This window comes from Pseudomonas sp. RU47 (assembly GCF_004011755.1).
In the GTDB taxonomy this organism is placed as follows: domain Bacteria; phylum Pseudomonadota; class Gammaproteobacteria; order Pseudomonadales; family Pseudomonadaceae; genus Aquipseudomonas.
Map to the genome: position 1 here is coordinate 390,977 of NZ_CP022411.1, position 13,275 is coordinate 404,251.

Sequence of the window (13,275 nt, forward strand, 5' to 3'; positions counted from 1 at the left end):
TACCGGCAGCGCCAGTCACCACCAATCCAATGTGGGAGCGAGCCTGCTCGCGAAGCGGTTGTCATGTTAAACAGAAATGTTGGCTGACAAACCGCTTTCGCGAGCAGGCTCGCTCCCACTGGGTTTGTGCCTAGACTGAAGCAATCGCCGGACTCGCCCTGTCTTGGGGCTGCTTAGGGATATCGACCATGCAATGGATGTTCATGTTGATCGGGCTGGTGCTCGGCTGGCTGCTCGACGAGTCGTTCAGTGATGCGCTGTTGGGCGCGCTGCTGGGGCTGGTGATCGGGCAGACGATCCGCATCGCGCGGCTTGGCTCGCAGGCGATGGAGCAGCAACGTCAACTTGAGCAGGCGAAGGTCGCTTTGCAGGGCGTCGAACAGCGCCTGTTTCTGCTCGAAGGGGCACCGGTTCGTGCCGCGTCGCCAGCGAGTACGCCGCCGGTTACCGAGCCCGTCGTAGAACCGGTCAAAGCCGCCGCAGAAGCTCCTGCCCCCGAACTGGTCTGGGAACTGCCGCCCGAACTCGAACCGATTTCCGCCGTCGCCAGCGAAACCAGTCAACCGCTGCCCGCCGATGTCTGGCGTCTCGATGCCGTTACTCCTGAACCCCAAGCCCCCGCCGAACCCCGTGGCCCGAACCTCATCGAACGCGGAATCAGCGCCGCGCGCAATTGGTTGTTCGGCGGCAACACCGTGCTGCGGGTCGGCGTGGTGTTGCTGTTCTTCGGTCTGGCGTTTCTGCTGCGCTACGCCACCGAAGGCATGGTTGTGCCGATCGAGGTACGTTACGCCGGTGTCGCGGCAGCCGCGTTGGGCTTGCTCGCGCTGGGCTGGTGGCTACGCCGGCGCAACAGCAATTACGCGTTGATGCTGCAAGGCACCGGGATTGCGGTGCTGTACTTGACGGTGTTTGCGGCGATGCGTCTGCATCCGTTACTTGATCCGTCCGCTGCGCTTGGCCTGTTGGTCGCGGTCACGGTGTTTTCGGCGATTCTGGCGATCACCCAAGACTCGCTGGCGTTGGCTGCCGTCGCCGCATTGGGTGGATTCGCCGCACCGATCCTGACCTCGACCGGCGCCGGCAACCACGTCGCACTGTTCAGTTATTTCGCTTTGCTCAATGCCGGCATTCTCGCTATCGCCTGGTTCAAGGCCTGGCGCTTGCTCAACCTGATCGGCTTTGTCGGCACCTTCGGTATCGGCTTCGCCTGGGGCCTGCGTTCGTATGCGCCGGAGCTGTTGTGGAGCACCGAGCCGTTCCTGATTCTGTTCTTCCTGATGTACCTCGCTATCGGCCTGTTGTTTGCCCGGCGCAAATTGCTCGATATGTCTGACGCGCCGGCAGACAGCGACCGTGATGCCTTGCTGCACTGGTCGGCCCGCAAGGGCGATTATGTCGACGGGACGATGCTGTTCGGTCCGCCAATCATTGGTTTCGGTTTGCAGTTTGCGCTGGTGCAGCATCTGGAGTTTGCCGCGGCGTTCAGTGCGCTGGCGTTGGGCATGATCTACATGGCGCTGGCCAAGGTATTGATGGGCGGTCGTGCGGTGCTGCTGGGTGAAACCTGTCTGGCGCTCGGGGTGATTTTTGCCAGTCTGGCGATCCCGCTGGGGCTGGATGCGCGCTGGACCTCGGCGGCATGGGCGGTGGAAGGCGCGGGGATTTTCTGGCTCGGTCTGCGTCAGCATCGACCGTTCGCCCGGGCCTTTGCCTTGCTACTGCAACTGGGTTCCGCGTTAGCCTTCCTCAGTCAGTTGCGGGTTGGCGAAAGCAGTTTGCTCGACGGTGCTCCGCTGGGTGCGCTGATGCTGGGCTTCGCGTTGCTGTTCAGTTTCTACCAATTGCGCAAGGCTTCGCCGCAACAGGCCTCGCCCTGGGAGCGTCAAGGCTTGCCGGTGCTGGCGTGTCTGGGCCTGACCTTCCTTTATCTGCTGGCGCCGCTGTTCTTCTTCGTTCAGGCCACGGCGATCAGTTGGGCACTGGCCGGGTTGGTGACGTTGTTTGTCGGCCTGCGAATTCAGTCGCGCACGTTCCTGTTCACCGCGTTTGCCGTGCAGTTACTCGGTGGCGCACTGTTCTTGTTGCGCCTGCAAGGCGCGGGCGAAGACTCGGCGGCGGTGTTCAGCGCCGGTTGGAGTGGCTTGCTCAGCGCTTCGCTGATCGGTCTGGCGTTGATTGCCGGCATGCTGTTGGCGGCTCGCGATGAAATGGTGCGCGGCGACGTGCGTCTGCTGCGCGGTCTGTCGGTGGTGTTGTTGGCCGGTCTGGTGCTGATCAATCTCGCGGTGTTGTTTGTCCTGCCGTGGCAGACCGCGAGCGCGGTGTGGGCGGCCAGTGGCCTGCTGATCATCTGGCTGAGTCTGTACCTCAAGCAGCTTGTGAGTTTTGTTTTTGGTCTGCTATTGCAGGTGATTGGCGGCGCGGCGTTCTTGCTGGCCGGTCCGGAACTGCTCGGGCCGCTGTCCAGCGAAGGGCTGAAGCCTTTGGCCCATGGCGGATTCTGGACGCCGCTGGTGCTGGGCCTGGCGGCAATGATCGGTGCGTGGCGCCTGCAACTGGGCAATCACGCCTCGGCATTCGATGCGTTGAGTTTGCAGCGCTTGTCCGAAGTATTGCTGGTGTGGGGCGCGGGTTGGTGGGCGTTGGCGTGGGTCAGCGAGGTACTGCGTTTTGCTGCGCCGAATCTGCAAGGCACGTTGCTGCTCTTGGTTGCAGCCGTAAGCGTGGGGTTGTGGACTGTGTTGTCGCTACGTTTGAAATGGCCGGCGCTGGGCTTGCTCTGCACCTTGCTGATTCCGGCGGCGGCTCTTGTGCTGTTCGGCGCGTGGCATTCGCGTTATCACCCGGCAGCTGACTTTGGCTGGCTGGCATGGGCGGCGATATTCGCCGTGCATTTCTTCAGCTTGCGACGCTTGGCGCCGATGCTGCCGGCGCGCGCTTTGAGCACGGCACATGTGCTCGGCTGCTGGCTGCTGATCGGCGTGCTGGCGCTGGAATTGCGCTACGGCCTGCTGCTGTTGTCCGAGCAATACAACGCCTGGCGTTGGCTGGGTTGGGCGATTCTGCCAAGCGTTTACCTGCTGCTGGCAGCAGCACCGCGCAGATGGCCGTGGCCGGTCGCAGCGTTTGCCCGCGAGTACCGCTTGTATGCGGCTGCGCCGCTGGCGGTATTGATGCTGGCGTGGTTCTGGCTGGCCAATGGCGTCAGCGATGGTAATGCCGAGCCACTTCCTTACGTACCGCTGCTCAATCCATTAGAGCTGGGTTTGTTGTTCGCCTTGTTCGGCGTCTATGTCTGGTCGCGCAGTGCGATTTCGCAGTTGTCGATTCGGCAGGACTACGCCGATAACGCCACGCAATTGATTGCCGGGATTTCGCTGTTCGCCTTCTGCACCGCGCTGGTCACCCGCGCCGCGCACCATTGGGCCGGGATCCCGTTCGAGCTGGATACGCTGCTCGCCTCAATGCTGGTGCAGGCTGGCTTGTCGATCGTCTGGACGCTGATGGCGCTCGGGCTGATGATCGGCGGCCATCTGCGTCATCGCCGCGAAGTGTGGCTGATCGGCGCAGCATTGATTGCGCTGGTCGTGGCCAAACTGATTTTTGTCGAACTGAGCAACCGTGGCGGTCTCGCCCGGATCGTCTCGTTTATCGGCGTCGGAGTGTTGTTGCTGGTGGTCGGTTATTTCGCGCCGCTGCCGCCCAAACGCGTCGATGCTGACCCGGCGGCGGACAAACCGGTCCCGGACACCGAAGGAGTTTCATCTTGAGTCGCATGCTGAATCTGGGTTGGTTGGCGTTGGGCGTGGTGATGGCGGCCGGCGCCCAGGAAAAACCGGCGGACTTCGCCACGCAGGTGCCGTTGTCGGTCAGTGGCAACGGCCCGTGGTACCGCCTCGAATTGCCGTTGAGCGTGCAATTGCAGGCACGCCAGACCGATCTCAGTGATCTGCGTGTGTTCAATGCCGCCGGCGAACCGCAGGCTTACGCCTTGGCGCGCGAGTCGGCGCAAACCCGCGACGACGGTCAGTTACATGAGGTGAAATGGTTCCCGCTGTACAACGCCGCTGACGCCAGTGAACGCGCGCCGAATGTGCGTGTGCAAGCGACCACCAACGGCACATTGGTCGAGGTGCAGCCGTCCAGTCAGTTGGAGGCTGGAGAAGAGATTCTGCGCGGCTGGCTGTTGGATGCGAGTGCGATCAAGGCGCCGTTGCAGCAGTTGATCCTCGACTGGACCAGCGAGCGCGACGGTTTTCAGCGCTTCAGCATTGAGGCCAGTGACGACCTGCAACATTGGCAGCCATGGGGCGAAGGGCAGGTGGCACGGCTGACCTTTTCCGATGAGCGCATTGAGCAGCATGAAGTGACATTGCCGGGGCAATCGGCGCGTTATGTGCGGCTGTTGTGGGAGTCGCCGAATTCGGCGCCGATCCTGACGGCGGCACAACTGAAAAGCAGTGATCCGCGCAATGTGCCGCTGCCGTTGGTCTGGTCGCAGGCAGTGGCCGGCAGCAGCACCAAGGCCGGGGAATACACCTGGCAGTTGCCGATGGGGCTGAATGTCGAGCGGGTGCAGGTCGAAATCAAACAACCGAACAGTCTGGCGCCGGTGACATTGTCGGGCCGACGTGAAAGCAGCTTGCCGTGGCAGGAACTGAGCAGCGGTCTGCTCTATCGCCTGACCCAGAATGGTCAGGACGTGGTGCAGAACGAATTGCAGCTCTACGGGCAGACCGTGCAACAGTTGAAGCTGACGGTAGATGAGCGTGGCGGTGGTCTGGGCGAGCAGGCGCCAAGCGTGAAGTACGCGGTGCGAGCCACGCAGGTGATTTTCCTTGCACGGGGGGAGGGGCCGTACAGTTTGGCGTTGGGTAATCCGACGGTGAAAACGGCGAACTTGCCATTGGCGACGCTTATTCCCGATTTCAAACCGGAGAAGCTGGCTACGTTGGGTAAGGCGTCGGTGCAGGGTGCCGTGGTGGCTACGCAGACTTCGACGGCGACCACAGCGGCGGTGGCGGAGACCAACTGGAAGAAGATCGGCTTGTGGGCGGTGTTGTTGCTCAGCGTGGTTTTTCTCGGGGCGATGGCGTTTAGCTTGTTGCGCAAGCCTCCCGCTAAATCCTGAAAGGGCGGGTGCTGCGCACCCGATCGCGAGCAGGCTCACTCCTACAGGGGATCGCATTTCTTCAGTTGGAATACTGTTAACTGTAGGAGTGAGCCTGCTCGCGATAGCGTTTTCCCAAACGACAAAAATCCAAAAACTGTCTCGATCACCTGCACCACCCGTCCCGAACCGGTCTACGCTAAACCCGCTACCTGAACTCTCCCCCGACAATCACGTCTCATACAGGCAAATACACCCCAACGCACGTTACCGGGCGTCTTCGCTCGCTACGGTTTCAGACTCCCTGTAAACTGCGCGGGTTTTTAGCCCCCCATTCCACCGGAGCCGTCCATGTCCCGCGTTACCCTGAGTCGCTATTTGATTGAGCAGACCCGCAGCAATAACACTCCTGCCGATCTGCGTTTCCTGATCGAAGTGGTCGCGCGTGCTTGCAAAGAAATCAGCCACGCCGTGTCCAAAGGCGCCCTGGGTGGTGTTTTGGGCAGCATGGGCACTGAAAACGTCCAAGGCGAAGTGCAGAAGAAACTCGACGTGATCTCCAACGAGATCCTGCTCGAAGCCAACGAATGGGGCGGTCACCTGGCCGGCATGGCGTCCGAAGAAATGGACAATGCCTACCAGATCCCGGGCAAATACCCGAAAGGCGCGTACCTGCTGGTATTCGACCCACTGGACGGCTCGTCGAACATCGACATCAACGCCCCGGTCGGCACCATCTTCTCGGTACTGCGTTGCCCGAACGAATACCTGAGCCAGAACGAGCCGCTGAACGAGAAAGCGTTCCTGCAGCCAGGCACTCAGCAAGTTGCCGCCGGTTACGCAATCTACGGCCCGCAAACCATGCTGGTACTGACCCTGGGCGACGGCGTCAAAGGCTTCACCCTCGACCGTGAAATGGGCAGCTTCGTGCTGACCCACGAAGACATCACCATTCCTGAGTCGACCCAGGAATTCGCCATCAACATGTCCAACCAGCGTCACTGGGAAGCCCCGGTACAACGCTACGTGGGCGAGCTGCTGGCCGGTGAAGAAGGTCCGCTGAAAAAGAACTACAACATGCGTTGGGTCGCGGCGATGGTTGCCGACGTACACCGCATCCTGACCCGTGGCGGTCTGTTCATGTACCCGCGCGACAGCCGTGAGCCATCCAAGCCAGGCAAACTGCGTCTGATGTACGAAGCCAACCCGATGTCGTTCCTGGTGGAACAAGCAGGCGGCGCGTCGACCGACGGTCACCAGCGCATCCTCGACATTCAGCCAGAAGGCCTGCACCAGCGTGTAGCGGTGTTCCTCGGCTCGAAAGAAGAAGTCGCACGCGCTACGGCCTACCACAAGGAATAAACCATGACCGCGCCCTGGCAGCCGTTGCTCGATTGGTGGTTCGGACACGCCGAATCCCCGGACGAGATCTCGGCTGACAAGGGCAAGTTGTGGTTTGGCAAGCGAGACAGCCAAGACCTCGAAGCGCGTGAGCGTTTCGGGGTCTTTGTCGATCAGGCCCTGGCTGGCGAATTGACCGAGTGGACGCAACGTCCCGAAGGTTGGCTGGCGGTGGTGCTACTGCTCGATCAACTGCCGCGAATGATCTTTCGTGATACTCCCAAAGCGTTCTCCGGTGATCTGCGCGCGCAGAAACTCGTCGCGCAAGGTATTGCCGCGGATTTCGATCGGCAGTTGAAGCCGATTCAGCGTGTATTCATTTATCTGGTGTTCGAACACTGCGAAAACCTCGCGGTGCAGAATGAGGCAGTTTCCCGGTTTATCGAGCTGGTGGCTGAACAGCCGGAAGGTGAGCGCGCGGTGTTTGCCGATAATCTGGATTATGCTGAACGGCATCAGAAAGTGATTGCGCGGTTTGGACGGTTTCCGCATCGCAATGCGGTGTTGGGGCGGGAGTCTACGGCGGAGGAGTTGGTGTTTCTCGATCAGCCTGGATCACGGTTCTAAATCAAGGATTGCCTCGTAGAAGCCGTTTCATCAACAGTGCCGGTAGGCTTTTTCGCGTATCGACAATGATATGGATGAAAACCGTTTTTTCTCGCACCTCATAAATAATCCGGTTCCTTCCCAAAACAATCTGGCGGTATTGGCCGAGATTGAGCTTCTCGATTTCTTCGGGGATTGATCCTGAATAAGGCAGATCTGCGAGGCCGAGAATCGCAGTCTTGAGGTCGGCATAAGTGCTTTGCCAAATTTGAAATGAGAACTGTCTGACGAGGTAGGAGCGAAGTTCTTTGAGATCTGCTTGTGCGGACTGGAGAATAACGACCTTTAAACTCATTGATGATCGGCCTTGTCCAAATCGGCAAAGACATCTTCAGCATCACTGAACTTGCCTTCCTCAATCTCCCGATTACCCATCGCCAACAGTTTCAACAAGGCCATCGTGCCTTCTTGCTCTTCAAAGCTTTTCACATCCATCACCACTAGCTTGGCTTCACCGTTTTGAGTGATTACCAGCGGCTCGCGGCTTTCTGTGATTGATTTGACGATTTCGGCTGTGTGACTTTTCAGGTAACTGATGGGTTTGATTTGCGATGAAAGCTTCATGGTTGAGCCCCGCTAAATTGAATGGGACTGAGTTTAGTCTTAATTCAGTCCAGCGTCAGTTCGAGCAGACGAGCGTGTTTCAATTCCAAATTCTTTCGTTGCTGATGCCGCCATCGCGGGCAAGTCCGCTCCCACAGGATATCTGTGAACCATACAGAACCATTGTAGGGCCGAGCTTGCTCGCGAAGGCGCCAAAAGCAGCGCCGCTTAAATGCGGAAACTACCCACCAACTGCTTCAACCGCGCCGCCTGCTGCTCCAGATCCGAGCACGCGCGCAACGTCGCCTGCAAGTTCTCCACACCTTCCTGATTCAGCGTGTTGATCTCGTTGATATCGACATTGATCGACTCGACCACTGCCGTCTGCTCTTCAGTCGCGGTGGCCACCGACTGGTTCATCCCGTCGATCTCGCCAATACGCTGAGTCACGCTGCCCAGACGCTCGCCGGCCTGGTTGGCGATGCCGACGCTGCTTTCGCTCTCGCGCTGGCTCTCGGTCATGATGCTGACCGCCTGGCGCGCGCCGACTTGCAGCTCTTCGATCATCTTCTGCACTTGCTGCGCCGAATCCTGGGTGCGGTGCGCGAGGTTACGCACTTCATCGGCGACCACGGCGAAACCACGACCGGCTTCACCGGCTCGTGCCGCTTCGATCGCAGCGTTGAGCGCGAGCAGGTTGGTCTGCTGGGAAATGCTGGTGATCACTTCGAGAATCTGGCCGATGTTCACCGTGTTGCTGTTCAGGGTTTCGATGTTGCCGCAGGAGTCGCTGATCTTCGCCGACAGCTGCTGCATGGCCTGGATGGTTTTATCCACAACCTGCTGACCGTCGACCGCAAGGCTGCGCGCGTCGCTGGAATGCTGCGAGGCGAGGGCGGCGTTCTGGGCGATTTCCTGCGCGGCGGCGCCGAGCTGGTTGATCGCGGCAGCGACGCTGTTGGTGCGCGAGGCTTGCTGGTCGGAGTTGTACATCGACGAGTTCGACGCTGCGACGACACGCAGGGCGACTTCGTTGACCTGGCCGGTGGCCGACGATACTTCGCGAATCGAGGTGTGGATACGTTCGACGAAGCGGTTGAACGAGGTGCCCAGCGCGCCGAATTCGTCGTTGCCGTGGATGACCAGACGCTTGGTCAAGTCGCCTTCACCTTCGGCGATGTCGTGCATCGCGCGGCCCATGGTCAGCAGTGGCTGCATCAGCACGCGGATCAGCATGCCGAGCAGGGCGATGATGATCACCACGGCAATGATCATGGCGATCAGCGCCGAGGTGCGGAATTCGCTGAGCATCGAGAACGCGGTGTCTTTATCGAGCACCAGCGCCACGTACCAATCGGCCGACGGCACGCCGTTGACGCGGGTGAAGGAGATCAGTTGGGTCTTGCCATCGAACTCGACTTCTTTCAGGCCCGGGCTGACTTTTGGCGCGCCATTCGGGTAGGCCTCGGCGAGGGTCTTGAGCACCAGTTTGCTGTCCGGGTGGATCAGGATCTTGCCGTCGGCACTGACGATGAATGCATGGCCGTGGCCACCGAAGTTCAGCGAGTTGATGATTGCGCTGACGCTGGTCAGATCGATGTCGGCACCGGCGACGCCGAGCATCTGGCCCTGGCGCTGCACCGGGGTGGCAACGGTGATCACCAGTTTGCCCGAGGACGCGGCGATGTACGGTTCGGTGACGATGGTCTGCTGCGCGCTGTTCGCTGCTTTGTACCAGCCGCGTGCACGTGGATCGTAGTCCGGCGCGCGGTTGCCGGCCGGTACCGAGAACATCACGCCGTCGGCTCCGCCGAAATAGCTGAGCTGGAAATTGCCGGTGTAGGCGGGCAGGTCGATGATGCGTTTCAGGCTGGCCGGGGCGTTGCCGTCGACGGCCACTTGCTGCGACAGCGATTGCAGCAACTGAATGCGACTTTCCAGCCAGGTCTGGATGTTGCTGGTGGTCAGGCTGCCCAGCTCCTGCATCGACGCTTCGGTGCTCGTGCTCAAGGCTTCGCGCTGTCGATAGTCGTTGAAGAAAATGAAACAGGCGAACGCAACGGCCACCACGAGGGCGGCAGCCAACAAAATCTTGTGGCTGAATTTCATGTTTCTGGTCATCGAATGAACTACCGCGAAGGGGCTGGTCAAGAAAGGGCGGCAATTTGCCACACTCGGGGGCTTTGCGCTGCTCTTATTTCGACCGCGGCGCGCCAAAGATTAGGCGTCTTTGGCGAAAGGCGACGAAATGCTCAATAGCCCTACAAAGTGTCTGATTTACCGGCAAATGCCAGACGGGCGGGCTAATAAATAGCCATTCCCCCACGGAACCAGATGAGGGTTTTCTCTTCTAAGCTTCTGGTTGGCACCATGCCATCCCCCCCTCGTTCCAGGAGTTACACCATGTCGCTGCGATCTATCGCCCTTCTGACGTTTTGCGTGCTGTTGGCCGCATGCAGCAAGGTCAATCAGGAAAACTACTCGAAGCTCTCGGCCGGCATGGCCAAGGCCGAAGTCGAGACCCTGCTCGGCAAGCCCACCGATTGCTCGGGCGCGCTCGGCATGTCCAGTTGCACCTGGGGCGACAAAAACAGCTTTATCAGCGTGCAGTACGCCGGTGACAAAGTGCTGATGTTTTCCGGCCAAGGCCTGAAGTAAACCGGGGCTTCGCGCCCACGGAGAAGAAAAATGAAGCGGTTATTGCTGATCCTTTTTGCCGGCCTGGTACTGGCCGGCTGCGCCAGTTCCGGCGTCGACCCGTTGGCGCCGAAAACCGTCAACAGCGTCAATCTCAAGCGTTATCAGGGCACCTGGTATGAACTGGCGCGCTTGCCGATGTACTTCCAGCGCAATTGCGCGCAATCCGAAGCCCATTACACCCTCAAGCCTGACGGTAATGTCGCGGTGCTCAATCGCTGCCTGACCCCGGACTGGCAATGGGAAGAAGCCAAGGGCACGGCTTATCCACAGGTGCCGGGCAAGACCGACAAGCTCTGGGTCGAATTCGATACCTGGTTCTCGCGTCTGATTCCGGGTGTGGCGAAAGGTGAATACTGGGTGTTGTACGTCAGCGATGACTACAAGACCGCCATCGTCGGCGACCCGAGTCGCAAGTACATGTGGTTGCTGTCGCGCACGCCGACCGTCAACGGTGTGGTGCGTGAAGAGCTGCTGAGCAAGGCGCGTCAGCAGGGCTATGACACCACGCGCTTGATCTGGCGCGCGTCGGATCGGCAGATGGCCAAGACCTCGAATTAATCACCCATCCTGATCGCTCCCACGCTCCGCGTGGGAGTGTCTCAATGGACGCTCTGCGTCCGCTTGTGGGACGCAGAGCGTCCCGGGCTGCATTCCCACGCAGAGCGTGGGAACTATCAGCTGTCAGCCGAGGAGGTCGCGCAGAACCTGGGTGAAGGCACGCGCACTGTCCTCTTCCCCTGCATGCCGGCCATCGCGCACTACCCACTGGCCATTGACCAACACATCGCGGACCTGCCGATCCCCTCCGGCAAACAACCAGCGATTCAAAATCCCGTCACCGCTGGCGGTCGCCAAATACGGATCATTGCCATCGAGCACAATCCAGTCCGCCCGCTTGCCAACTTCCAGCGCACCAACCGGCTGACCCATCGCCTGCGCACCACCGTCCAGCGCCGCGGCATACAGCGTGCGCCCAACCATCGGCTGATCCGCGCCATACAAACGATTACGGCGCTGATCACGCAGACGCTGGCCGTATTCCAGCCAACGCAATTCCTCCACCACGCTCAGCGACACATGGCTGTCGGAACCGATGCCCATGCGCCCGCCCTGAGCGAGGAAATCTACTGCCGGGAAAATCCCGTCACCCAGGTTCGCTTCGGTGGTCAGGCACAGGCCGACAATGGCGCGACTCTTGGCCATCAGCGTGACTTCTTCCGGATTGGCGTGGGTCGCGTGCACCAGGCACCAGCGCTGATCGACTTCGGTGTTTTCGTACAGCCATTGCAGCGGACGCCGACCGCTCCAGCTCAGGCAGTCGTCGACTTCTTTCTGTTGTTCGGCGATGTGAATATGCACAGGGCATTGCTTGTCGCTGGCCGCCAAGACTTCGCTGATCTGCTGCGGGGTCACCGCGCGCAACGAGTGGAAGCACAGACCCAGCGACTGCGCCTTTTGCTGCGCCAGTAACGGCTGCAAACGCGATTGCAGATTCAGGTAATTTTCGGTGCTGTTGATGAAGCGGCGCTGGCCGTCATTCGGCGTCTGGCCGCCAAAACCGGAGTGGCTGTAGAGCACCGGCAACAGGGTCAGACCGATGCCGCTTTCACTCGCCGCCTGACTGATGCGCAACGCCAGCTCAGCCGGATCGGCATACGGCTGACCATTGCTGTCGTGATGCACGTAATGAAATTCGGCCACCGATGTGTAACCGGCCTTGAGCATTTCGATGTACAGCTGACGGGCAATGACGCCGAGCTGATCCGGGCTGATTTTTCCGACGAGCCGATACATCAGATCGCGCCACGTCCAGAAACTGTCGTTCGGGTTGCCGGCCACTTCGGCCAGACCCGCCATCGCTCGCTGGAAGGCGTGGGAGTGCAAATTAGGCATGCCCGGCAACAGCGGGCCGCTCAGCCGTTCGGCGTCATCTGCGGTGGAATCGGCCTGAATCTGGGTCAGCAGGCCATCGGCGCTGACTTCAAGACGTACATTGTTGGCCCATCCGTTAGGCAGCAGCGCGCGTTCGGCAAAGAAGGCGGACATGGTTCAGCACCCCATCGTGTGTTATTTGTATATACATATACAGACGTTTGCCTGCCCGGTAAACTCCGGCAAGCTAGCAACCTTCATCCAAAGAACAGGGATCAACCGTGCCGACTCCGCCTCCAGTCTCCCCGTTGGCCGCGAACATGGGCGACAGTCCGGCGCCCTTGTACGCCCGCGTCAAACAGATGATCACCCAGCAGATCGACAGCGGAAACTGGCCGCCGCACTACCGCGTGCCGTCCGAGAGCGAGCTGGTCAATCAACTCGGTTTCAGCCGCATGACCATCAACCGCGCGCTGCGCGAGATGACCGCTGATGGTCTGTTGGTGCGCATGCAAGGCGTCGGCACTTTCGTCGCCGAACCGAAGAGTCAGTCCGCGTTGTTCGAAGTGCACAACATCGCCGACGAGATCGCCTCCCGTGGCCATCGCCACACCTGCCAGGTCATCACCCTCGAAGAGGAGGCCGCCGGTTCCGAGCGCGCACTGGCGCTGGATATGCGCGAAGGGCAGAAGGTGTTCCACTCGCTGATCGTGCATTACGAAAACGATATTCCGGTGCAAATCGAAGACCGCTTCGTCAACGCGCTGGTCGCCCCGGAATACCTCAAGCAGGATTTCACCCTGCAAACGCCTTACGCCTATCTCAATCAGGTCGCGCCGCTGACCGAAGGCGAGCACGTGGTTGAAGCGATCCTCGCTGAGCCGTCCGAATGCAAGTTGCTGCAGATTGAAAAGGGCGAGCCGTGCCTGCTGATTCGTCGCCGCACGTGGTCGGGGCGTCAGCCGGTGACCGCAGCACGATTGATTCACCCGGGTTCCCGTCACCGTCTGGAAGGACGGTTTCATAAATAGAGAGCATAA

General features: G+C 60.1%; 11 protein-coding genes and 1 pseudogene. 7 read left to right on the top strand and 5 right to left on the bottom strand.

Going from position 1 to position 13,275, the window contains the following annotated elements:
- Window positions 1–188: 188 nt before the first annotated feature.
- The 4 genes from CCX46_RS01780 to CCX46_RS01795 all read left to right on the top strand — a co-directional run bounded on the left by CCX46_RS01780 (window position 189) and on the right by CCX46_RS01795 (window position 7,081).
- Window positions 189–3,773 (top strand): DUF2339 domain-containing protein, encoded by a 3,585-nt coding sequence (locus CCX46_RS01780; RefSeq protein WP_127925501.1) that lies wholly within the window; start codon window positions 189–191, stop codon window positions 3,771–3,773.
- Window positions 3,770–5,134 carry a DUF3999 domain-containing protein gene (locus CCX46_RS01785; protein WP_127925502.1) on the top strand — a complete coding sequence of 455 codons (1,365 nt, stop codon included), beginning with the start codon at window positions 3,770–3,772 and terminating at the stop codon, window positions 5,132–5,134. Before CCX46_RS01780 ends, CCX46_RS01785 begins: the two co-directional genes overlap by 4 nt.
- A gap of 330 nt (window positions 5,135–5,464) precedes the next feature.
- Window positions 5,465–6,475: a class 1 fructose-bisphosphatase gene (locus CCX46_RS01790; RefSeq protein WP_007909265.1), complete on the top strand. Its 1,011-nt coding sequence runs from the start codon at window positions 5,465–5,467 to the stop codon at window positions 6,473–6,475.
- A 3-nt stretch (window positions 6,476–6,478) separates the two neighbouring features.
- Window positions 6,479–7,081: a DUF924 family protein gene (locus CCX46_RS01795; RefSeq protein ID WP_127925503.1), complete on the top strand. Its 603-nt coding sequence runs from the start codon at window positions 6,479–6,481 to the stop codon at window positions 7,079–7,081.
- Between the two features lies 1 nt (window position 7,082).
- Here the strand turns inward: CCX46_RS01795 and CCX46_RS01800 are convergent, their stop codons facing one another.
- From CCX46_RS01800 to CCX46_RS31075, 4 genes and pseudogenes are all read right to left on the bottom strand, one after another.
- Window positions 7,083–7,415 carry a type II toxin-antitoxin system RelE/ParE family toxin gene (locus CCX46_RS01800; RefSeq protein WP_127925504.1) on the bottom strand — a complete coding sequence of 111 codons (333 nt, stop codon included), beginning with the start codon at window positions 7,413–7,415 and terminating at the stop codon, window positions 7,083–7,085.
- Window positions 7,412–7,684, bottom strand: a complete 273-nt coding sequence (locus CCX46_RS01805; RefSeq protein ID WP_127925505.1) for a type II toxin-antitoxin system Phd/YefM family antitoxin — start codon at window positions 7,682–7,684, stop codon at window positions 7,412–7,414. The genes CCX46_RS01800 and CCX46_RS01805 overlap by 4 nt, the downstream gene beginning before the upstream one ends.
- A 207-nt stretch (window positions 7,685–7,891) precedes the next feature.
- Entirely contained in the window at window positions 7,892–8,656 is a 765-nt protein-coding gene (locus tag CCX46_RS31070; RefSeq protein ID WP_371920137.1) for a methyl-accepting chemotaxis protein, read from the bottom strand.
- A 93-nt stretch (window positions 8,657–8,749) separates the two neighbouring features.
- Window positions 8,750–9,784: pseudogene (locus tag CCX46_RS31075) on the bottom strand (HAMP domain-containing protein); the annotation flags it as partial.
- Between the two features lie 282 nt (window positions 9,785–10,066).
- Between CCX46_RS31075 and CCX46_RS01815 the strand changes: the two are divergent.
- Window positions 10,067–10,321 carry a hypothetical protein gene (locus tag CCX46_RS01815; protein ID WP_003220802.1) on the top strand — a complete coding sequence of 85 codons (255 nt, stop codon included), beginning with the start codon at window positions 10,067–10,069 and terminating at the stop codon, window positions 10,319–10,321.
- Window positions 10,322–10,351: 30 nt separating this feature from the next.
- Window positions 10,352–10,921 (top strand): lipocalin family protein, encoded by a 570-nt coding sequence (locus tag CCX46_RS01820; protein ID WP_116029265.1) that lies wholly within the window; start codon window positions 10,352–10,354, stop codon window positions 10,919–10,921.
- A gap of 123 nt (window positions 10,922–11,044) precedes the next feature.
- Here CCX46_RS01820 and CCX46_RS01825 read toward each other — a convergent pair whose 3' ends face one another.
- Entirely contained in the window at window positions 11,045–12,409 is a 1,365-nt protein-coding gene (locus tag CCX46_RS01825; RefSeq protein WP_127925507.1) for a formimidoylglutamate deiminase, read from the bottom strand.
- Between the two features lie 146 nt (window positions 12,410–12,555).
- On the opposite strand from CCX46_RS01825, the gene hutC reads away from it, so the two are divergent.
- The gene (gene hutC / locus CCX46_RS01830; protein ID WP_163013658.1) at window positions 12,556–13,266 is read left to right on the top strand and encodes a histidine utilization repressor; all 711 of its coding nucleotides are present in this window, start codon (window positions 12,556–12,558) and stop codon (window positions 13,264–13,266) included.
- The last annotated feature ends 9 nt before the right edge of the window (window positions 13,267–13,275 follow it).